The organism is Ruegeria sp. SAZD011, from assembly GCF_059612545.1.
On sequence record NZ_JBXWQU010000040.1, the window covers coordinates 152,949 to 174,397 of the forward strand.

Here is a 21,449-nt window from a genome sequence, read left to right on the forward strand (position 1 = left end):
GCGGCGCGGCAATATCCGTCGGGGTGCTACAGGTCGAAACTGGCAAACACGGGGGCGTGGTCGCTGGGTTTCTCCCATCCGCGCGCGTCACGCAGGATGCGGCTGGAATGGCCCGCACGCGCGATATCCGGCGTGGCCCAGACATGGTCCAGCCGGCGGCCCTTGTCGGCGGCATCCCAATCCTTGGCGCGGTAGGACCACCAGGAATACAAAAGACCCTCGGGGATGTCCTGGCGAGTGATGTCGACCCATTTGCCCGCGTCCATCACCTGGCCCAGGTGGTCGACCTCGATCGGCGTGTGCGACACGATCTTGAGGAGCTGCTTATGGCTCCAGACATCGTCCTCGCGCGGGGCGATGTTGAGATCACCCACCAGAATGGATTTCTCGGGACTGTTGGCTTGGAACCAGTCGCGCATCTCGGTCAGGTAGTCGAGCTTCTGGCCGAACTTCTCGTTCACCTCGCGGTCGGGCACATCGCCCCCGGCGGGGACATAGAAGTTGTGGATCGTCACCCCGTTTTCCAGCCGCGCCGCGACATGGCGGGCATGGCCGAGGGTGGCGAAATCCTCGCGCGCGACTTCCTCGATCGGCAGGCGCGACAGGATGGCGACTCCGTTATAGCCCTTTTGACCATGCGCCACGACATGCCGGTATCCCAGCTCGGCAAAGCTTTCGACCGGCATCTTGTCGACCGGCGACTTGATCTCTTGCAGGCACAGGATGTCAGGCCCCTCTTCGGCCAAAAGCTTGCACACGATGGGTTCGCGCAGGCGGACCGAGTTGATGTTCCAGGTGGCAAGGGTAAAGGGCATGGCGCGTCTCGCTTTCGTCGGGTCCGGCGAAACCTATCGCCTTGTCCGTCGATGTCCATGGCCTGTACAAAAAAAGGGCCGGGCACTAGGCCCGGCCAGTCCAACAGGGAGGTGCATGTCATGACCCGGACATGCGCGGGTTGGGGTCAGGCTAAAGGTACCACAAAGATTCCACTTTGACCTGAATCAATATCACAAATTACGCCACCAGCCTGTATCCGCCGGATTCGGTGACCAGCAGGCGCGCGTTTGACGGGTCTGGCTCGATCTTCTGGCGCAGGCGATAGATATGGGTTTCCAGCGTGTGGGTGGTGACCCCGGCATTATAACCCCAGACCTCGTGCAGCAGCACGTCGCGCGGCACCACGCCGTCGGTCGAGCGATAGAGATATTTGAGAATGTTGGTTTCCTTTTCGGTCAGGCGGATCTTGCGATCATCCTCGGTGATCAGCATCTTCATCGCCGGCTTGAACGTATAGGGCCCCAACTGGAACACAGCGTCCTCGGATTGTTCGTGCTGGCGCAGTTGCGAGCGGATGCGGGCCAGCAGAACCGGGAACTTGAACGGTTTGGTCACATAATCGTTGGCGCCGGCATCGAGGCCCAGAATGGTGTCGGCGTCGCTGTCATGGCCGGTCAGCATGATGATCGGACTTTTGACGCCCTGCTTGCGCATCAGGCGGCACAACTCGCGCCCATCGGTATCGGGCAGGCCCACATCCAGAATCACCAGATCATAGATCGCCTCTTTGGTCCGCTCCGATGCCGCATGGCCGGTCTCGGCCTCGAAGACATCGAAATCCTCGGTCATGACCAGCTGTTCGCTCAGCGCCTCGCGCAGGTCGTCGTCATCATCTACCAGCAGGATTTTTTTCAGCTGCGCCATACCCGCATCCTCCAGATTTCGTTTCCCAACAGGTGAGGGCGCAGCACGAATTCGGCAAGTTTTGCTGCATATCTCTCACGCGGTCGTGTTTTACTTGCGAGATTTATTTCACATTTCTGCCGACAGCGACTAGGTAAAAGCCGTGAACGTTATAGGATAACACCCGATGAGTCTGATCCCGGATATCACCGAGCTTCTGGCCCGCGCCCGTGCCGACCTGCGCATGGGGGTGCCGGTCGTGTTGCGGGACGAGGACGGGGATTGCACTCTGGCGCTTGCGGCCGAGACGCTGACAGCGGAGCGGCTGGCGGATATGCGGCAGTTGGGCGATCCGGTTATCGCTATCACCGGGCGCAGGGCGGAAACGCTCAAGGCGCGGGCCTATGATGGCGATCTGGCGCGGGTTAGCCTGCCTGCCGGGGCCGATCTGCGCTGGGTCCAGGCGGTGGCCGATCCATCGGACGATTTGAATACGCCGATGAAGGGGCCGCTGACGACATTGCGACAAGGCAAGGCCGGCTTGCACCGCCTGGCGATCAACCTGACCAAATCCGCCCGGCTGCTGCCGGCGGCGGTGCTGGTGTCGCTGCCCGAAGGACGCGATTTCGCCGCCGCGCACGGGCTGACCACGATTGACCACGCTTCGGCCGCGCCGCATCTGTCCGAGCGCAGCCCGCTGCACGTGGTCTCGGCCGCGCGCTTGCCGATGGAGGTCTCCGAGGCCGGACGCCTGCATGTGTTCCGTCCCGAGGATGGCGGCGAAGAGCATTACGCGGTCGAGATCGGCCGCCCTGATCGGGACAAGCCGGTTCTTGCCCGGCTGCATTCGGCCTGTTTCACCGGCGACCTGATGGGCAGCCTGAAATGCGATTGCGGCCCGCAGTTGCGCGGCGCGCTGGCACAGATGGGGGCCGAGGGCGCGGGCGTTCTGCTCTATCTCAACCAAGAGGGGCGCGGCATTGGCCTTGCCAACAAGATGCGCGCCTATTTCCTTCAAGATCAAGGGTTTGACACGGTCGAGGCCAACCACAGGCTGGGGTTCGAGGATGACGAGCGCGATTTCCGGCTGGGCTCGGACATCCTGAAATCGCTGGGCTTCAAATCGGTGCGGCTGCTCACCAACAACCCCGCCAAGATCGCCATGATGGAACGCACCGGCATCGCGGTGACGGAACGGGTGCCGCTCAAGGTAGGCGAGACCGCGCATAACCGGGGCTATCTGGCGACCAAGGCGGCCAAATCGGGCCATATGTTGTGAGCCCGCAGGATATGGTCCTGACTCCGCGCGGGGTGCGGTTCTGGGGCCGCTATCTTCCCTGCTCCATCGGCAAGGGCGGCATCCGGGCCGACAAGCGCGAGGGCGACGGGGCGACCCCCGTCGGCATCCATCGCATCGTCGGCATGCTGTATCGCGCTGACCGGATCGCACCGCCTGCCCCATGGGCACGGCCCATCGGTCCGGGCGATCTGTGGTCGGACGATATGGGCGACGCGGCCTATAATCATCTCGTGCACGCGCCATACGGGCATAGCCACGAACGCCTGCGCCGCGGCGATCCTCTTTACGATCTGGTATTGGTGACCGACTGGAACTGGCCCGAGGCGGAACCGGGGCGCGGCTCGGCCATTTTTGTCCATCAATGGCGAAGGCCCGGCTATCCGACCGAGGGCTGCGTGGCCTTCAGCCGCCCCGATCTGCACTGGCTCACGCGGCGGGTGCGGCCCGGAACGCGGTTGATCATCCCGCCGCTTTGACCCGGTCGCCGAAAATGGCAGAGCCGACCCTGACATGGGTGGCTCCCAGCGCGATGGCGCTTTCGAAATCACCGCTCATGCCCATGCTCAGACCCTCTAGCCCGTTGCGCGCGGCGATCTTGGCCAGCAACGCGAAATGCAGCGCGGGTTCCTCTTCGACCGGGGGGATGCACATCAGCCCGCGCACCGGCAGGTCAAGCGCGCGGCATTCGGCGATGAACCCGTCCGCTTCCATTGGCAGAACACCCGCCTTCTGATCCTCTTCGCCGGTGTTGACCTGAATGAACAGGTCGGGACATTTGCCCATTTCCTGCGCCAGACGGGCAAGCGTGGTGGCCAGTTTGGGGCGATCGACCGAGTGGATGGCGTGCACCAACTCCATCGCCTGGCGCGCCTTGTTGGTCTGGAGCGGGCCGATCAAATGCAGTTCCACACCCTCGTACCGCTCCATAAAGGCAGGCCATTTTCCTGCCGCCTCCTGCACGCGATTCTCGCCGAAGATGCGATGCCCCTGCTCCAGCACCGCCTCGACGCGTTCGTTGGGTTGTACCTTGGACACCGCGATCAGCTTGACCGACCCCTCGGGGCGGCCTGCGGCCTGTTCGGCCCTTGCGATGCGGTTCGTAATCTCTTGCAGCGACATGTCGTCCCCCGATCTGGCTTGCCGCAGAAAAACACCATGTCGACGCAAAAGAAAAGGGCAGGTCCGAAGACCTGCCCCCATTCGATACCGTCAAGCGGTGTACAGCTTAGAAGCTGAAGTACACACCGGCCTGGAAGGTGTCGTTGTCGTTCGACGCACGACGGTAGCCTGCTTCGAAGGAAGCGCCGCCGCCCAGGTCGTACGAGTAGTGGATACCATAGGAACCACCTTCGTTCTGGTTCGAACCGGCGATGTTGTCGCGGTTGTCGCCACGGCCGGCCAGAACGTCAGCTGCGCTGACTGCGTCTTCGTCGGTGTAGAAGACCAGCAGGTTCGAAGCCGAGCCGATGTCCATGTTGCCATAGATGCCGAACTTCGAGATGCCGTCGTTGTCAGCGTATGCAACGCGTGCGCCGAACTGGCCACCGTCCCATGCGACCGACACCAGGGTCTTGTCTTCCCACATGGCGTCCGACGACTGGTGCGCAGCTGCGACAGTCCAGTCACCGAAGTTGTAGGCCAGCATCACGCCGATACGGTCCGAAGCAACGGCGCCGTTACGGGTCGAGTACGACAGGTGGCCGGTGAAGCCGCCGGTCGAGTACAGAGCTTCGATGCCGTTCACACCAACGCCAGCCGACGAGTATGCATCCCAGTTGAAGAACTCGTTGTTCACGTTACCAACGTGCGAGTAGAAGCTGGCGCCGTCGATACCGATACCTGCGGTACGGGTCTCGAGGTAGGTGCCGGGCATGTTTTCAACTGCACCGATGATGTTGCCGACGTTCACGCGGAAGCCCTGGTACGACACACCAAAGCGAGCGCCGTTGAATGCTGCGCCACCCGGGGTGTTGTCACGGCTTTCGGCCTGTGCACGGAAGCGAGCGTCGAACGCAACACCGGCGTCGGTTTCTGCCGACATGTCGAACTGCAGACGCAGACGGCTGGTGATGGTGGTCTTCGAGACACCGTTCACGGCGCGGTCGTTGGCGTCGTTGTAGTCCAGACCGAAGCGGCCGTAACCGCTGAGACGAACGTCTGCTGCTGCGACGCTTGCGGTAGCGATCAGCGCAGTCGTTGCGAAGAGAACTTTTTTCATCGTGTTTCCCTCGGTTTTCATTCATACGCCCAAACCAGTGAATCCGGCGTGGGTATGGACAGGGGTTTCGCTCTTTCGCCCCCCTGTTTGCAAGTCTTGGCGGCAAGCCCGGCGCAAAGTCGTCACGGATGGTGCAGCTTTGCCACAGTCCGGTGACCCGGCAGCGGATTTTCCCCCTCACGCCCCATCAGAAAGCGGACAAATCCGCCTCGTACGCGCGCGTTCCCCCTATAGAGGCTTGCCCCCCTCACGCGGCTTGGGTAGGACATTTCCCATCAGAAAGCAGTGGGACCGTCCAATGACCTTGCAGAACGCGTTCAAAACCACCCTCGTGCTTGCCTTGGGCCTGGGCCTGGCCGCTTGCGGCAACCGGGGTGGTGGCGTGCGGATCGCCGATGCGCCGCCGGCGGACGATTCCTATATCACCAACAACCGCGAAAGCGCGCCCACCAACTACGAGAAATCATCGATCTGGGACGTTTTCGGCCCGTCCAAGGCTGAACAGACCGTCCAGGTGAACCGCTATCTCTGGGCAGCATCGCTGGATGTGCTCAGCTTTCTGCCGATTCAGTCGGTCGATCCGTTCACCGGCGTGATCGTTACCGGCTACGGCACGCCGCCGGGTGGCGGACGCTCGTACAGGGCCACCGTGCACATCAAGGATCCGGCGCTTGAAGCCCGCGCGCTGAAAGTGTCGCTGCAAACCAGCGGCGGCGCCCCGGTCAATGCCGCCACCGCCCGCGCGGTCGAGGACGCGATTCTATCGCGCGCGCGCCAGCTGCGCATCGGCGACGACAAACTCTAGAACCTCGCGCCAATTCGCTTTATCACCACGCCGGGTTCACGCCCGGCGTTTGCATTCATCAAGGACCAGAACCGCCATGTCGCGCTATTCCGCCACCGAAATCGAAGCCAAATGGCAAGAGGCCTGGGACAAGGCCGGCATCTTCAGGGCCGCGCGCACGGCGGACAAGCCGAAATACTATGTGCTCGAGATGTTCCCCTATCCCTCGGGGCGCATCCATATCGGCCATGTGCGCAACTACACGATGGGTGACGTGATCGCGCGCTACAAGCTGTCGAACGGGTTCAACGTGCTGCACCCGATGGGGTTTGACGCCTTTGGCATGCCGGCCGAGAACGCGGCCATGGCCAGCGGCGGCCATCCCAAGGACTGGACCTACACCAACATCGACACGATGGTCGCGCAGATGAAGCCGCTGGGCTTTGGCCTTGACTGGTCGCGCATGTTCGCCACCTGTGACCCGGAATATTACGGTCAGCAACAGGCGCTGTTCCTCGATTTCCTCGAAAAGGGGCTGGTTTATCGCAAGAACGCAGTGGTGAACTGGGACCCGGTCGACATGACCGTTCTGGCCAATGAACAGGTCGAGGACGGGCGCGGCTGGCGCTCGGGCGCGCTGGTGGAACGGCGCGAACTGACGCAATGGTTCTTCAAGATCTCGGACATGTCGGGCGAGTTGCTGGATGCGCTCGACACGCTGGATGATTGGCCCGCCAAGGTAAAGCTGATGCAGGCCAACTGGATCGGCAAGTCGCGCGGGCTGCAATTCTCCTGGGCACTGACCGCACCCGCTCATGGCATCGACTCGCTCGATGTGTATACCACCCGCCCCGACACGCTGATGGGCGCCAGCTTCCTCGGCATCTCGCCCGATCACCCGCTGACCAAGGCGCTGGAGGCCGAGAATCCCGACCTCGCCGCCAAGGTGGCCGAGATGCGCAAGGGCGGCACCACCGAAGAAGCCATCGAAAAGGCCGAGAAGCTGGGGGCCGATACCGGGTTGCGCGTGCGCCATCCGCTGAACCCCGACTGGGAACTGCCGGTCTGGGTCGCGAACTTCATCCTGATGGATTACGGCACCGGCGCGATCTTTGCCTGCCCGGCGCATGACCAGCGCGACCTCGATTTCTGCCGCAAATACGACCTGCCGGTGATCGACACCTTTGTGGCGCTCGACGATCCCAAACCGGTCGCGACCGAGGCCTTTGTGCCGCTGAAAACCGAAAAGGTGAAATGGATCGACCATTTCGCCGGGCTGGATGTGGCCACCGGGCAAGAGGCGATCGACACCACCATCGACTGGATGGAGGCAAAGGGGCTGGGCACTGGCGTGACCAAGTTCCGCCTGCGCGACTGGGGCCTGTCGCGCCAGCGCTATTGGGGCTGCCCGATTCCCGTGGTCCACTGCGATAGCTGCGGCGTGGTGCCCGAGAAAAAGGAAAACCTGCCCATCCGACTGCCCGACGATGTCACCTTTGACGTGCCCGGCAACCCGCTGGACCGGCACCCGACCTGGCGCAACTGCGCCTGCCCGTCCTGCGGTCAACCCGCCCAGCGTGAAACCGACACGATGGACACGTTTGTTGACAGCTCGTGGTATTTCGCGCGCTTCACCGCCCCGCGCGCCGAAACGCCCACAGACATGGCCGAGGCCGAATACTGGATGAATGTCGACCAGTATATCGGCGGTATCGAGCATGCGATCCTGCACCTGCTCTATTCACGGTTCTTCGCCCGCGCGATGCATATCTGCGGCCATCTGCCCGAGAAATCGAAAGAGCCTTTCAACGCGCTCTTTACCCAGGGCATGGTGACCCATGCGATCTACAAGACCACCGGCGCCGATGGCCGCCCTGTCTATCACTACCCCGAGGCTGTGCGTCTCGAAGGCGGCAAGGGCTATCTGGAGAATGGTACCGAGGTCGAGATCATCCCCTCGGCCAAGATGTCGAAATCCAAGAACAACGTGGTGGACCCGGTGGCCATCATCGACCGCTTCGGCGCCGATACTGCCCGCTGGTTCGTTCTGTCCGACAGCCCGCCGGAACGTGACGTGGAATGGACCGATGCAGGCGCCGAGGCTGCGCACAAGCATCTGAATCGGGTCTGGAACCTGTGCGACAGGATCGCCGCGATGGACACCACCGCGCCCGGCGAAGGTGACGACGATCTGCTGCGCGAAATGCACAAATGCATCCGCGACGTGACGAACGGGATCGAAAGCTTCGGCTTCAACGCCTCGATCGCCAAGCTCTATGCTTTCACCAACACCCTGGCGAAATCCAAGGCCGGGGCGGCGGCACAGAAACAGGCGATCATGACGCTGGCACAGCTGATGTCGCCGATGACCCCGCACCTGGCCGAGGACATCTGGGCCCATCAGGGCGGCAAAGGCCTGATCGCGGCAGCCCCTTGGCCAGTCGCGGACGAGGCAATGCTGGTCGATGCGCTGGTTACCCTGCCGGTGCAGATCAACGGCAAGCGCCGCGCGGAAATCAGCGTGCCCGCCGATATGGACAAGACCGAGGTTGAAAAACTGGCACTCTCCACCGATGCTGTGCAAAAGGCGCTGGATGGCGCCGCACCGAAAAAGGTGATCGTCGTGCCGGGCCGGATCGTCAATGTGGTCGTTTGATCGCAGAACCCTGCTGATGGTGCCGCTGGCGCTGGCCGCCTGCGGCTTTCAGCCGGTCTATGGCCCTGGCGGAGCGGGCGATGCGCTGCGCGGCCGGGTCGAGGTTTCGGCCCCCGATGATGTCGAAAGCTATTGGCTGGTGCAGAATCTGGAACAGAGCCTGGGCCGGACCGCTGTCGCCGGCACCGACTATCTGCTGGACGTCAAGGTGCGCACCGCCTCGCAGGGGCAGGCAATCACCGCCTCGAACGACACCACCCGCTATTCCATCGTCGGCACCGCCGCCTATACCTTGACCGACAAGGAAAGCGGCGCAGTGATGGCCTCGGGCGAGGTCCGCAATTTCACCGGCTATTCCGCCACCGGATCGACCGTCGACACGCTGGCGGGGGAACGGGATGCGCGCCAGCGCCTGATGGTGATTCTCTCGGATCAACTGGTCACCCAGCTTTACGCAACGCTGGACCAACCGGCATGAAGCTGTCCCCGCGCGAGGCGGATGGCTATTTCGCCCGACCCGACGCGGGCAAGACCGGCATCCTGATCCACGGGGCCGATGCCATGCGCATCGCGCTGAAACGCCAACAGATCATCGCTGCACTGATTGGTCCGGGGGGCGACGAAGAGATGCGCCTGACCCGGATGCCGGGGGCCGAATTGCGCAAGGACGCGGCCCAGCTTTTGGACGCGGTCAAGGCGGTTGGGTTCTTTCCCGGCCCGCGCGTTGTCTTTGTCGAGGATTGCCCCGAAACCTCGGCCCCCGCAGTTCTGGCGGCACTTGAGGACTGGCAGCCGGGCGATGCGCAGATCGTGGTGACCGCCGGTCAGTTGAAGCCGAGTTCCAAGATCCGCAAGGCCTTCGAAACCCATCCCAACGCCTATGCCGCTGGCATCTATGACGATCCGCCCTCTCGGGCCGAGATCGAAAGAATGCTGACCGCCGCCGGCATCCGTGACGTCCCGCCCGAGCCGATGACGGTCCTGTCCGATCTGGCGCGCGATCTGGGGCCCGGAGATTTTGCGCAGACGATGGAGAAGCTTGCGCTTTACAAGCTGGGTGACGAGAGCCCGCTCGGGCTCGAGGATATCGCCGCCTGCGCCCCCCGCTCGACCGAGGCGGCGCTGGACGATGTTCTGAACGTGGTGGCCGAGGGAAAGGAGGGCGAGATCGGCCCATTGATCCGTCGTCTACAGGCCCAGGGAACGACGCCGGTCAGCCTGTGTATCGGGGCAACCCGACATTTCCGCACGCTCTACGCCTGTGCCTCGGCCCCCGGTGGCCCGGCGCAGGGCATCGGCACATTGCGCCCGCCGGTCTTTGGCCCACGCCGCGACCGCATCCTGAGCCAGGCCAAGCGTTGGGGCGCAAGGCGACTGGAAACGGCCCTGACGGTGCTGACCGATACCGATCTCGCCCTGCGCTCGGCCGGGCAATCAGCGCCCCAGATGGCGCTGGTCGAGCGGGCGATGATCCGGCTGGCGTGGTTGTCCCGGTCACGGTGACGTTACGGCCTCGCACGCAGGGCTTGACCCCGCGCGCGCCGACACCATCCTGCAACGGGATCATCAGAATGGGAGAGGATCATGTACAAGGTCTATGGGCGGGTCAAAAGCCGTGCTTCGCGTGTTTTGTGGCTGCTCGAAGAGTTGGGGCAACCCTACGAATTCGTCGATGTCGGCCCGCATGACCCACAGGTCAAGGCCCTGAACGGCAGCGGCAAGATCCCGGTGCTGGTCGATGGAGAGCACGTGATCACCGACAGCTCTGCCATCATGACCTATCTTACCGACAAGCATGGCGACCTGACCTATCCCGCCGGAACGCCCGAACGCGCCAAGCAGGACGCCTTGTTCCACACGATCCTTGACGAGATCGACGGGGTGCTGTGGGTCGCCGCCCGCCACGGGTTCATCCTGCCCGAGGACAAGCGCGTGCCCGCCGTCATCGACTGTGCCAAATGGGAGTTCGAGCGCAATCTGGCGCGTCTGGAATCCCGTCTGGGCGACCCGTTCGCAATGGGAGACAAGATGACGATCGTCGATATCCTGTTGGTACATTGCCTCAACTGGGCCTTTGGTGCGGGTTTCCCGATCACCTCGGACCGGATCAAGGCCTATGGCAAGGCGGTACGCGCGCGCCCCGCGTTTCAGCGCATGGGTGCATTGACCCCGGCCTGAACCCAAGCCGCCGCCGCGCGGCCGGCCCAACGGCCGGTCGCCAGGCATCCGGTCAGGAGGTAGCCGCCGGTCGGCGCCTCCCAATCCAGCATCTCGCCCACGCAGAACGTGCCGGGCATCTGCTTTAGCATCAGTCCCTCATCCAGCGTCGTGCGCGGCACCCCGCCTGCGGTCGAAATCGCCTCGTCCATCGGGCGCAGGCCAGCATGGTGCAGCGGCAATCGCTTGAGCAGCGCCGCCAATGCCTCGGGCGCCTGCGGCAACGGGCGGCCGAATTCCATCAGCAGTGACCGGCTTTCAGGGTTCAATTTCAAAATCTTGCGCAGATGCGACGACAGGCTGGCCTTACCCCGCGGACGCGCCAATCGAGCGGCCACCTCTTCCAGCGGCAGGTCGGGCAACAGATCGACAAACAGGGGGGCGCCCTGCCGGACCGCCGCCGAGACCGCATAAATGCCGCCGCCCTCAAGCCCACGGGCAGAAATCACCGCCTCGCCCCGGCTGCTCAGCGCGCCCGCCTGCCAGGCCACGCCCTTGACCGGGTGACCGGCCAGCGGCGCCATATGCGCGGACCAATCGACCAGCAACCCGGCATTGGCAGGCGCAAAGGGGGTCAACTCCACCCCGCGCGCCTCGAGCAACGCGGCCCACGCCCCGTCCGAGCCGAGCCGGGCCCAGCTGGCCCCGCCCAGCGCAAGCACGGTGACCAAAGGTTCGATCCGTTGCGCCCCCTCGGGCGTGTCGAAACAGAGCGCACCACCCTGCCAACCGGTCCAGCGCCAGCGAGTGCGAATCTCGACCCCGTGTCCCGCCAGTTCCGCCAACCAGGACCGCAACAGCGGAGAGGCCTTCATCGCGGTCGGAAACACCCGCCCCGTCGAACCGGTAAACAGGTCCTGCCCCAGGTCGCGCGCCCAATCCTGAACCGCATGGGCATCAAAGGCCGCCAGCATCGGGCGCAGCCACTCGGCCGCATCGCCATAGGCGGCAAGCAGCCGCTCAAGAGGCTCGTCCTTGGTCAGGTTCAGACCCGACTTGCCCGCCATCAGGAACTTGCGCGCAACCGAGGTCTTGGCCTCGGCCACCAGCACCGGCAGGCCGGCGCGGGCCAACTCGCCCGCGGCCATCAGACCCGCCGGTCCTGCCCCTATCACGACCGCCGGTTTCATGCCTGCCGCGTCTCGATACTGCCGGAAAGTTCCACCACCCGATGCGGATAGGGGATTTCGATGCCGTTCTCCTTGAGCGCGTTCCAGATCAGGAAAAGCACATCTGACATGAACTTGTTCTTGCCGTCATCGATCCCTTCGACCCAGAATTCGACCGCGAAATCGACCCCGCTATCGCCGAAACCGCGCAGCTCGCAGTCGGGTGGAAAGGGGTTTGTCAGCACGCCGGGATGTGCCGCCACCGCCGCCTCGATGATCGCGGGCACCCGGTTGATATCGGTGTCATAGCTCACCGAAAACGGCGCCTCGTACCGGTTGGCGCTTCCCTGATCCGAGAAGTTGACCACCCGCGTGGTGATGAAATCCTCGTTCGGGACCACGATCCAGCGCCCGTCGAATGTCTCGAGGATGGTGGCGCGCGCGGTCATCTTGACGATGGTCCCCGCCTCTCCCCCGTCGAGTTCCACGTAATCGCCGACGGTTGCCTGCCCTTCGAGCAGCAGGATGACGCCCGAGATGAAATTCGAGGCGATCTTTTGCAGGCCAAAGCCGAGGCCGACACCGATGACACCACCCAGAACGGCCAGCGAGGTCAGGCTGATACCCATGATGTTCATCACCAGCAGGAAGGCGATGCCGAAGATACCGATCTCGACCGCCTTGACGGTCAGTTCGCGCATCGCCGGGCGCATTTCACGCTGTTGCTTGATGAATTGCGCCGACTGGTCGTTGGACCAGCGCCCGAGCCAGAAAATGGCGCCGCCCACGACAAGGAAACGCAACGCGAAGAGCAGCGAAAAGGACAGGTTGCCCAGCGGCACCACGGTCTGGTCCAGCCTGGCCATGGCCGGTTCCAGAAGGCCCAGTGCATAGAGCGCCGCCACCGGGATCAACACGTAACGGCCCAGCAGCTTCATCAGCGGATCGTCGAGGATTTCGCGCACCAGAATGCGGGCGGCCAGGAACAGGAACACCCGCTTGCCAAAGGCAATCACCGCGCCCGAGCCGAACAGCGAGCGGGTGACACTCTCGCCGATGCCGGTAAAGACATAGGCCAGGAGCGGCAGCAGCAGCGGCACGAAGATCAACACGAAACGGCGGGTCCGCGACAGCGGATCCATCTGTCCCGAGGGTGGGGTCAGCAGGCCCGACAGTGGCTCACGCAACCGGCGCGCGGCATAGAGCGCCACCAGATAGGCCACCATCAACAGGGCGAATTGCGACCAGGCGGCCGGGCTCGACAGCCAGCCCAGCGCAATTGTCCAGAGACGCTCGCCCTGTTCGATCAGGCTGTTCAGCAGCTCGGTCTGGGCCTGTGTTCCGAATTCCATGGGTCTCTCCACTTGCGCCGTTTGCACGGTGGTGCATCCTCTTGCCCATGACAGACAAGGAAAACAAGTGCCCGGATCTCCCCCCACCCGAAGGGGTCTGCCCGTTATGCGAACGGCCGATACCCGAAGGCGACGGCAGCCAGCACCACCTGATCCCCCGGCTGAAGGGTGGCAAGGGAGGACCGACGGTCCTGTTGCATGTCATCTGCCACAAGGAGATCCATGCCACCCTGACCGAGGCGGAACTGGCGCGCAGCTTTCACACGGTAGAGGCTCTGCGCGCCCATCCCCGGTTGGCGAAGTTCCTCGCCTGGGTGCGCAAACGGCCCCCCGGGTTTCGCTCGAAAGTGCCGGGCGGGCGGCGCAAACGCTAGCGACTCAGAGCCTTGACGCGCGACGGCGACCGGAAACCTGCAAGGTTTCCGGCCCGGTTTCGTTGCACGAAACCGGCGCTGTCCTGAAGGGCTGGTCAGGAACAGAGCCGGGAAATACCTGCCGCAACCGCCGGATCGGCGGCCAGGGAATCGGCCACCAGCGCGCGGGCGGTCTCCATCAGCTGATCGGCAGGCACGATCCGGTCGATCAGGCCGAAGTCATAGGCCTCCTGCGCGGAGATTTTTTGCCCCGCCATCAGGATCAGCCGGGTCCGCGCCGGGCCGATCAGCGCCGCCATGCGGGCCGGATCGGAAGGTTGCGGCAGAAAGCCAAGCTTCATCACCGGATAGAACACCTTGGCCTCGGGCACCGCGATGCGCAGGTCGCAGGCCAGCGCCATGCCGTTGGCACCACCCGCCAGCGTGCCGTTCAGGGCCGCAACCGTCAGGCAAGGCAGCGCCGCGATCGCGCCCGACAGCCGCTCCCACAGGTCCGAGGTCGCCAGCCCCGCCCGCGCGGCCTCGAGATCGGCGCCGGCGCTGAACACCTTGCCACGCCCGGTCAGGATCAGCGCCCGCGCCTCGCCCGCCGTCTCGGCGATCTCGACCAGCCGTTCCAGCATGGCCACCGTCAGCGAATTGGCCTTGTCGGGGCGGTTCAGGGTGACGGTCCACAGACCGTCCTCCTTTTCGAGTTCGATCATGCCAGCCCCACACGCTTGCGAATTTCTTCGTCCCTGAGCGAGATCTCGGTGCCCAGAAACGCGTCTGCCTCGGGCCCGCACATCCACAAGAGCGCCCGCGCCGGCCAGTCTGCCGGGATATGCGCCGACCAATCGAGCTGGCTGACCGGGTTGATGCCCGACCCCTTGATCTCGCGCTGCATCTGGGTGGCAACCGTACCCGGCGACAGGCCCATGGCGCGGATGCCGTGATGGCCCTCTTCCAGATGCAGGCAGGCGGTCAGCATCGCTGCCCCGGCCTTGGAGGCGCAATAGTGGCTCCAGGCCTCGACCGGGTTATGGGCGGCGCCCGAACTGACGGTCAGGATGGTTCCGCCCCCCGCTCTACGCATCACCGGCAGTGCCGCGCGCATGCCGTAATAGACACCCTTGAGGTTGATATCGATGGCGTGGCCCCAGCCCGCGGGGTCCGAGCTGGCCAGATGCGAGATCGGCTCGATCACACCTGCGTTATTGATCAGCACGTCGAGCCCGCCGAACCGCGACACCGCCGCGTTCACCGCACCCGCCACCTGCGCCGCGTCGGCCACGTCGCAAGCCAGTGCCAGCGCGGTCTCGCCGATCTCGGATGCCTGCTCGGCCAGCGCCTCGGCGCTGCGTGCCAACAAGACGACATTGGCCCCGGCCGCGGCAAAGACGCGCCCGGCCTCGGCTCCGATCCCCCGGCTTGCGCCAGTGATCATAACGGTTTTTCCCTGCATTCCGGTCATCCACCTTCCTCCCGTGTCTGTTCTGCCAAGTCCTACGCCGTGACGCGGGAAGGGTCCAGTACCACCCCCCTTGACGCCCGTTGCCCACCGAAACACGATAGGGACGAAATTTATCCAGAGAGGTTCTTGTGATGCCCGTTTTCCTCCGCCGCACGTCCGGCGCCGTACTCGCCTATGCCATTGCAACCCAGGGCGCCTGGGCCGATCTGACCGCCGAACAGGTCTGGGCCGACTGGAGCGCCTATCTGGGCGGCATGGGCTATGACGTCGCAGGCACGGAAAGCCGATCGGGCGACACGCTGACGATCACCGATTTCAGCATGTCCATGGGCATTCCCGAGCAGGACAGCGCGATGTCGTTCTCGATGCCACAGATCACCATGACCGATCAGGGCGACGGATCGGTGCGGATCGGCCTGCCCGAAGAATTCCCGCTGACCTTCGTTTTCTCTGTCGAGGACGAGGCACCGGTAACCGGCACTCTCACCTATGCTAACCGCAACATGTCCATGGTCGCGACCGGCGACCCGGATGACATGACCTATGATTACAGCGCCGATCAGGTCAGCCTGCGACTCGCCTCGCTGGAGGCCGATGGCGAGACGATGCCCGCCGATGCGCTGAGTTTCCTGCTGGAGATGACCGCCATCGCCGGCACCTCGGAAATGAAACTGGGCGAGATGCGCGATCTGGTGCAAAGCTTCACCGCCTCCGGCCTGACATACGCGCTGTCTTTCGACGATCCCGACTCGGACGATGCGGGGAACTTCTCGGGCACGCTGTCGGATGTACGCTATTCCGGCACCGGCAGCCTGCCGACCAGTTTTGACGCGACCAACTTCTCGGACATGCTGAAATCGGGTTTCGCCTTTGACGCGCTGATGAGCTATGGCGCTGGCAGCGGCAATATGGCGGCCAAGGGTGATGGCGACGATTTTGCCATGACATCCTCGTCACAGGGTGGTGATTTCCGGATCGCCATGGATGCCAGCCATGTGGTCTACGATCTCAAGGGCCGCCAGTCGCAGATTTCGATGACAACGCAGGAACTCCCCTTTCCGATCGATCTGGCGATGGCGGAATCGGGGTTCAAGCTGGATATCCCCACCCAGGCAGGTGATGATCCGCAACCGTTTGGCTTTGGCATGAACCTGACCGGTTTCACCATGTCGGACATGATCTGGGGCATGTTCGACCCCGCCGGTGCACTGCCGCGCGATCCGGCAACCGTCGCACTTGATCTGTCGGGCATGGTGACAGTCCTGGTCGATTTTCTCGACCCGACCGTGGCCGAAACGCTCGAAGCGACCGGCGGTGCGCCGGGCGAGTTGAACGAGTTGACCATCAACCAGCTGCTGGTCTCGCTGGTGGGGGCCAAGCTGACCGGTACTGGTGCCTTCACCTTTGACAATTCCGACTACGAATCCTTCGACGGCATTCCGGCGCCTTCGGGCGTGGCCAACCTGACCCTGTCCGGGGCAAATGCGCTGCTCGACAAGCTGATCGCCATGGGTTTCGTGTCCGAGGATGACGCCATGGGCGCACGGATGATGATGGGCATGCTGGCCGTACCCGGCGATGCGCCCGACACTCTGAACTCGAAGATCGAGATCAACGAACAGGGCCATATCCTCGCAAACGGTCAGCGTATCAAGTAACGGCTCCAGCGGGGTGCGCGCATCAGTTGCGCGCCCCGCTGACACCTTGGTCACCCGAACCGCGCCCTGCGGGGCTTGCAGCGGGCGGCGGCGGGGGCTACCTCCCTGACAACAGCCAAAGGACAGCCCATGCCGCACATGGCCGAAGACCTCAGCCACGCCCTCTTGCACGCCGCCCGTCAGGCGGGCGCCGAAGCCGCCGATGCGCTGGTGGTCGAGGGAACCTCGGTCTCGGTCGAGGTGCGCGGCGGCGCGCTGGAACATGCCGAACGTTCCGAAGGGACCGATCTGGGCCTGCGGGTGTTTGTCGGCAAACGGCAGGCGATCGTGTCCAGTTCGGACAGCCGCCCCGAGGCGATGGCCGCGATGGCCGAACGCGCGGTGGCGATGGCGCGCGAAGCGCCCGAGGACCCTTACGCCGGGCTGGCCGACCCCGATCAGCTGGCGCGGAACTGGGACCTTGCCGCGCTTGATCTGCGCGACCCCGCCGCCGAACCGGAGCCCGAGACGCTTATGCAGGACGCGCTGGCCACCGAGGCCGCCGCCGCAGCGGTAACCGGTGTGACCCAGGTGTCGGACGCCGCCGCGTCTTATGGACAGCATCATGTGCATCTGGCCGCCAGCAACGGGTTTTCCGGCGGATATGGACGCAGCGTGCGCTCGCTTTCCTGTGTTGCCATATCGGGCAGCGGAACAGGGATGGAGCGTGACGCCGATGGCGACAGCCGCACATATCAATCCGACCTGCGCAGCCCCGAAGACATCGGCCGCAGCGCCGGCGAACGGGCGGTCGCCCTGCAAGGGGCGCGTAAACCGGCAACCGGCAGTTATCCGGTACTGTTCGATGAACGCATCTCCTCTTCGCTGATCGGACATCTTCTGGCAGCGGCAAATGGCGCTTCGGTCGCGCGCGGCTCATCCTGGCTCAAGGACCATCTGGGCGAACAGATCCTGCCTGCCACCTTGTCCCTGGTCGAGGATCCGCACCGCCCTCGCATCTCGGGCTCACGTCCCTTCGATGCCGAAGGACTGCCCACACGGGCCCGCGCCATTGTACAAGACGGAATACTGACCGGTTGGACGCTGGATCTGGCCAGCGCCCGCAAGCTGGGGTTGACTTCGACCGGCAATGCCACGCGCGGCGTATCGGGCCCGCCCTCGCCCAGCAACTGGAACCTGACGCTGACCCCCGGCACGGCGTCGCGTGACGATCTGATGCGCGATATGGGGACAGGGCTGCTGGTGACCTCGCTGATCGGGTCGACGATCAACCCAAACACGGGCGACTATTCGCGAGGGGCCTCTGGCTTCTGGATCGAAAACGGCCAGATCGCCTATCCGGTCAACGAATGCACCATCGCGGGCAATCTGCGCGACATGCTGCTGCGGATGATCCCGGCGAACGATGCCCGGCCCTGGCTTTCGCGGGTAGTACCGTCGATCCTGATCGAGGGGATGACGCTTGCCGGAAACTGACCTCGACCTGCTGATCCGCGCCGCACGTGAGGCCGGGCGCATCGCCACCCGCTACTCAGGCCGCGATGCCCAGCGCTGGGACAAGCCCGATGGCGCGGGCCCGGTGACAGAGGCCGATCTGGCGGTGAACGCGATGCTGGCCCAGATGCTGCCCGCGGCCCGCCCCGGCTATGGCTGGCTCAGCGAAGAGACCGAGGATACCGCCGCTCGGCTGGATCACGACCGTGTTTTCATCATCGACCCGATCGACGGCACCCGCAGCTTTGCCGAAGGGTCGCGCACCTGGGCGCATGCGCTGGCGGTCGCGGATCGGGGCGTGGTTACCGCCGCCGCCGTTTATCTGCCCCAGCGCGACCTGCTGTTCACCGCCGCGGCGGGCGGTGGTGCCTTTCTGAACGGCGAACCGATCCGGGTCTCGGCGCCCACCGACCTGGCGCAGGCGCATATTCTGGCCGCGCGACCAAATCTGCGCCCCGAACACTGGACCGGCGGTCAGGCACCCGCCTTCCATCGCGACTATCGCCCCTCGCTGGCCTATCGCCTTGCACTGGTGGCGCAGGGCCGGTTCGACGGGATGCTGACTCTGCGACCCAGCTGGGAATGGGATATCGCCGCTGGCGATCTGATCCTGCGCGAAGCGGGCGGGCGCTGTACCGACCGGACCGGCGCAGCGCTGAAGTTCAACAATCCCAGACCCCGGCTGGATGGGGTCATCGCAGGTGGCGACACCGTGCATCGCGGCCTGTTTGGTGCCCTTGATCCGGCAAGCGCGGGTATTCCGGCCCACTGACGAATGCGGGCCTCGCCCCCGATGCCTTGACCCGGCCTGCCAAACCCTTAGGGTGCCGCCGATTTCAACCCCTCCGTCAGGAGTGCCGCATGGCAGCCACTGTCCCCCTAGACCGGCGAACCGGCACCTCTGTTGGCATAGCGCTATCTGGGGTGGGCTGAGCCATGGTGCGGTCGCTCAGCCTTGCCGCGTACCGGGTCCTCAACTGGCGGGGGGTGAACCCGCCGGGCCGCGATATGCCGGACCGTCCAAAGGGCGAACTGATCTGGATACATGTCACCGATCGCGGCCGGTTTCCCGCGCTTTGCGATCTGTCGCAACGGCTGATCTCGCTGCGTCCCGAACTGAGTCTTCTGTTCACCATCCCGGCGGAAACCCGTGTCGATGACTGGATCGCGCCCTGTGGCCTGATCTCGGTGCTACCCGACGATCATCCCGCCCCGGCGCGCCGGTTTCTGGATCACTGGCGACCCGACCTGTGCCTTTGGTCTGGCGGTGCCCTGAAACCCAACCTGATCGACGAAACCGCTGGCAGCGGCATACCGATGCTGCTGATCGATATCACTGAACGTGAGTTGCAGGCCCGGCGCCACCGCTGGTTACCCGATCTTACCCGTACCATGCTGGATTGTTTTGACATGATCCTGACCGACGGCGAGGCGACCGCGCGCTATGTGCGCAGGGCCGGTGTCGCGCCAACCAAGGTGCGCGCATCGAGCCCGCTTCAGGTCAGCGCCAATCCCGCACCCTGGTCCGAAGAGGAACTGGTCGAAACCAATACTACCTTGGGCGGCAGGCCGGTCTGGTTGTCGGCCTGGACCCAGCCCAAGGAATTCATCTCGGTGCTGACCGCTCATCGCCATGCGCTGCGGCTGTTGCACCGGCTGTTGCTGATTGTGCATGTGGCCGATCCTGATGAGGCCGGTCCGCTGCGGACCCGGCTCGAGGCGATGGATCTGCGCTGTGCCGATTGGGATGCGGGCGACCGGATCGAGGATTCGACCCAGGTCGTGATCAGCGCCCTTGCCGAAGATCTGGGTCTGTGGTACCGGATCTCGCCACTGACCTTCATGGGCAGCTCTCTGGAATTCGGCACGGGCGGACGCGACCCGCTGACAGCGGTGGCACTGGGCTCGGCGCTGCTCTACGGTCCCAATGTGCGCAGTTTCATGGATACATATGTGCGGCTGGCCTCGGCCGGTGCCGCGCGCTCGGTGCGCGATGCCGAGGCGCTGGGGCGCGAGGTCGTCGACCTGCTGGCCCCGGACGCGGCGGCCCGCATGGCCCTTGCGGGCTGGCAGGTTGCCACGGAAACCGCCCATCTGACCGACGAATTGATCGATATGGTGCAGGACCGGCTGGACCGGCGAAAGGCGGTTCATGCGAGCACCTGAGTTCTGGCAGAACGATCCCGCGCATCCGGGCTGGCAGTCGCGGCTGCTGGCGCCGCTGGGCGCGCTCTATGCCCGGGCCACCGCACGGCGACTGGCGGGCGGTGATCCGATCAAGGTGCCTGTACCGGTGATCTGCATCGGCAACCTGAACGCGGGCGGCACCGGCAAGACCCCCAGCGCGATCTGGGTGGCCGAGCGGCTGCGCGATGCCGGGCACGAACCGCATGTGGTCACGCGTGGTTATGGCGGCACGCTCGAAGGCCCGGTGCAGGTCGATCCACGACGCCACCGCGCCGAGCAGGTGGGCGACGAGCCATTGCTGCTGGCTGCCTTTGCCGAGGTCTGGGTGGCCAAGGACCGCGCCGCAGGCGCCCGCTCGGCGGCGGCGGCGGGAGCCAGCGTGATCATCCTGGATGACGGGTTCCAGAATCCCGCCGTGGCCAAGGATCTCTCGCTCGTCGTTGTTGATGCGGCCCAGGGTTTTGGCAACGGGCGCTGCATTCCCGCCGGCCCATTGCGGGAACCGGTGGCAACAGGTCTTGCCCGTGCCGACCTTGTTCTGGCCCTGGGTGATGCGCCGGCACAGGACCAGTTTCGTCAAACCTGGGGCGCCGCGCTGACCGTGCCGCTGATCACTGCCGAGCTGAAGCCGCTGCGCACCGGGATGGACTGGACCGCGACCCCGGTGCTGGCCTTTGCCGGGATCGGCAACCCGGCCAAGTTCTTTCGCACGCTTCGGGCCGAGGGTGCCGATCTGCGCAGGGCCGAGGCGCTGGACGATCACCAGCTGCTGACACCGGCCCTGATGACCCGGCTGGAGAATGAAGCGCGGCTTTTGGGCGCCCAGATGGTGACAACCGAGAAGGATGCGGTGCGGCTACCACCCGCGTTCCGCTCCAAGGTCATCACCCTGCCAGTGCGGCTGGAGGTAGCGGACGAGGACAGATTGCGCGCCATCCTGCTGGCCGCCGCGCCGCCCCCGCCCTAA

21 protein-coding genes are annotated in these 21,449 nt (G+C 64.6%); 13 read left to right on the forward strand and 8 right to left on the reverse strand.

All coding sequences use genetic code 11. From position 1 onward, the window contains the following. Positions 1–26 precede the first annotated feature (26 nt). Together AC2FLM_RS20175 and AC2FLM_RS20180 are read right to left on the reverse strand one after the other, a co-directional pair. A complete protein-coding gene (locus AC2FLM_RS20175; RefSeq protein ID WP_496859684.1) occupies positions 27–815 on the reverse strand; it encodes an exodeoxyribonuclease III in 789 nt (262 codons plus the stop codon). Between the two features lie 199 nt (positions 816–1,014). Then, positions 1,015–1,701 carry a response regulator transcription factor gene (locus tag AC2FLM_RS20180; RefSeq protein WP_234138406.1) on the reverse strand — a complete coding sequence of 229 codons (687 nt, stop codon included), beginning with the start codon at positions 1,699–1,701 and terminating at the stop codon, positions 1,015–1,017. A gap of 166 nt (positions 1,702–1,867) precedes the next feature. Between AC2FLM_RS20180 and ribA the strand changes: the two genes are divergently transcribed. Together ribA and AC2FLM_RS20190 are read left to right on the forward strand one after the other, a co-directional pair. Then, on the forward strand, positions 1,868–2,959 hold the full coding sequence (gene ribA / locus AC2FLM_RS20185; RefSeq protein ID WP_496802549.1) for a GTP cyclohydrolase II: 1,092 nt from the start codon (positions 1,868–1,870) through the stop codon (positions 2,957–2,959). After that, on the forward strand, positions 2,956–3,456 hold the full coding sequence (locus AC2FLM_RS20190; protein ID WP_496859685.1) for a L,D-transpeptidase family protein: 501 nt from the start codon (positions 2,956–2,958) through the stop codon (positions 3,454–3,456). The genes ribA and AC2FLM_RS20190 overlap by 4 nt, the downstream gene beginning before the upstream one ends. Here AC2FLM_RS20190 and AC2FLM_RS20195 read toward each other — a convergent pair. Both AC2FLM_RS20195 and AC2FLM_RS20200 read right to left on the reverse strand, forming a co-directional pair. Then, positions 3,440–4,099: a YggS family pyridoxal phosphate-dependent enzyme gene (locus AC2FLM_RS20195; protein ID WP_234182605.1), complete on the reverse strand. Its 660-nt coding sequence runs from the start codon at positions 4,097–4,099 to the stop codon at positions 3,440–3,442. The genes AC2FLM_RS20190 and AC2FLM_RS20195 overlap by 17 nt on opposite strands. Before the next feature lie 106 nt (positions 4,100–4,205). Then, the gene (locus tag AC2FLM_RS20200) at positions 4,206–5,198 is read right to left on the reverse strand and encodes a porin (RefSeq protein ID WP_496859686.1); all 993 of its coding nucleotides are present in this window, start codon (positions 5,196–5,198) and stop codon (positions 4,206–4,208) included. Between the two features lie 298 nt (positions 5,199–5,496). Between AC2FLM_RS20200 and AC2FLM_RS20205 the strand changes: the two genes are divergently transcribed. The 5 genes from AC2FLM_RS20205 (at position 5,497) to AC2FLM_RS20225 (ending at position 10,816) form a co-directional block, all read left to right on the forward strand. Then, complete coding sequence (locus AC2FLM_RS20205) at positions 5,497–6,003, forward strand: DUF3576 domain-containing protein (RefSeq protein ID WP_496802546.1); 507 nt, start codon at positions 5,497–5,499, stop codon at positions 6,001–6,003. Between the two features lie 76 nt (positions 6,004–6,079). Then, complete coding sequence (gene leuS, locus AC2FLM_RS20210; RefSeq protein WP_496859688.1) at positions 6,080–8,638, forward strand: leucine--tRNA ligase; 2,559 nt, start codon at positions 6,080–6,082, stop codon at positions 8,636–8,638. Continuing rightward, positions 8,625–9,116, forward strand: coding sequence for an LPS assembly lipoprotein LptE (gene lptE, locus AC2FLM_RS20215; RefSeq protein ID WP_496859689.1), 492 nt, complete (start codon positions 8,625–8,627; stop codon positions 9,114–9,116). Before leuS ends, lptE begins: the two co-directional genes overlap by 14 nt. Then, on the forward strand, positions 9,113–10,141 hold the full coding sequence (gene holA, locus AC2FLM_RS20220) for a DNA polymerase III subunit delta (protein WP_496859690.1): 1,029 nt from the start codon (positions 9,113–9,115) through the stop codon (positions 10,139–10,141). The genes lptE and holA overlap by 4 nt, the downstream gene beginning before the upstream one ends. Before the next feature lie 81 nt (positions 10,142–10,222). Then, the gene (locus tag AC2FLM_RS20225; protein WP_234144425.1) at positions 10,223–10,816 is read left to right on the forward strand and encodes a glutathione S-transferase family protein; all 594 of its coding nucleotides are present in this window, start codon (positions 10,223–10,225) and stop codon (positions 10,814–10,816) included. On the opposite strand, the gene AC2FLM_RS20230 is transcribed toward AC2FLM_RS20225, so the two are convergent. Together AC2FLM_RS20230 and AC2FLM_RS20235 are read right to left on the reverse strand one after the other, a co-directional pair. Continuing rightward, positions 10,786–11,985, reverse strand: a complete 1,200-nt coding sequence (locus AC2FLM_RS20230) for a TIGR03862 family flavoprotein (protein ID WP_496859692.1) — start codon at positions 11,983–11,985, stop codon at positions 10,786–10,788. The two genes, AC2FLM_RS20225 and AC2FLM_RS20230, sit on opposite strands and share 31 nt — an antisense overlap. Next, positions 11,982–13,316 carry a mechanosensitive ion channel domain-containing protein gene (locus AC2FLM_RS20235; protein ID WP_234144427.1) on the reverse strand — a complete coding sequence of 445 codons (1,335 nt, stop codon included), beginning with the start codon at positions 13,314–13,316 and terminating at the stop codon, positions 11,982–11,984. Before AC2FLM_RS20235 ends, AC2FLM_RS20230 begins: the two co-directional genes overlap by 4 nt. Before the next feature lie 47 nt (positions 13,317–13,363). On the opposite strand from AC2FLM_RS20235, the gene AC2FLM_RS20240 reads away from it, so the two are divergent. Beyond that, a complete protein-coding gene (locus tag AC2FLM_RS20240; protein ID WP_234138379.1) occupies positions 13,364–13,690 on the forward strand; it encodes an HNH endonuclease in 327 nt (108 codons plus the stop codon). A gap of 95 nt (positions 13,691–13,785) precedes the next feature. Here the strand turns inward: AC2FLM_RS20240 and AC2FLM_RS20245 are convergent, their stop codons facing one another. Beyond that, positions 13,786–14,394, reverse strand: a complete 609-nt coding sequence (locus AC2FLM_RS20245) for an enoyl-CoA hydratase/isomerase family protein (RefSeq protein ID WP_234182588.1) — start codon at positions 14,392–14,394, stop codon at positions 13,786–13,788. Beyond that, the gene (locus tag AC2FLM_RS20250) at positions 14,391–15,143 is read right to left on the reverse strand and encodes an SDR family oxidoreductase (protein ID WP_234138375.1); all 753 of its coding nucleotides are present in this window, start codon (positions 15,141–15,143) and stop codon (positions 14,391–14,393) included. The genes AC2FLM_RS20245 and AC2FLM_RS20250 overlap by 4 nt, the downstream gene beginning before the upstream one ends. 131 nt (positions 15,144–15,274) lie before the next feature. Here AC2FLM_RS20250 and AC2FLM_RS20255 point away from each other — a divergent pair, with 131 nt between their 5' ends. The 5 genes from AC2FLM_RS20255 (at position 15,275) to lpxK (ending at position 21,449) form a co-directional block, all read left to right on the forward strand. Then, entirely contained in the window at positions 15,275–16,801 is a 1,527-nt protein-coding gene (locus tag AC2FLM_RS20255; RefSeq protein WP_496859693.1) for a DUF2125 domain-containing protein, read from the forward strand. 129 nt (positions 16,802–16,930) lie between these two features. Further along, positions 16,931–18,277 carry a TldD/PmbA family protein gene (locus AC2FLM_RS20260; RefSeq protein ID WP_496859694.1) on the forward strand — a complete coding sequence of 449 codons (1,347 nt, stop codon included), beginning with the start codon at positions 16,931–16,933 and terminating at the stop codon, positions 18,275–18,277. Further along, positions 18,264–19,067: a 3'(2'),5'-bisphosphate nucleotidase CysQ gene (locus AC2FLM_RS20265; protein WP_234144433.1), complete on the forward strand. Its 804-nt coding sequence runs from the start codon at positions 18,264–18,266 to the stop codon at positions 19,065–19,067. Before AC2FLM_RS20260 ends, AC2FLM_RS20265 begins: the two co-directional genes overlap by 14 nt. Before the next feature lie 164 nt (positions 19,068–19,231). After that, complete coding sequence (locus AC2FLM_RS20270) at positions 19,232–20,461, forward strand: 3-deoxy-D-manno-octulosonic acid transferase (protein ID WP_496859695.1); 1,230 nt, start codon at positions 19,232–19,234, stop codon at positions 20,459–20,461. Further along, positions 20,448–21,449 (forward strand): tetraacyldisaccharide 4'-kinase, encoded by a 1,002-nt coding sequence (gene lpxK / locus AC2FLM_RS20275; RefSeq protein ID WP_496859696.1) that lies wholly within the window; start codon positions 20,448–20,450, stop codon positions 21,447–21,449. Before AC2FLM_RS20270 ends, lpxK begins: the two co-directional genes overlap by 14 nt.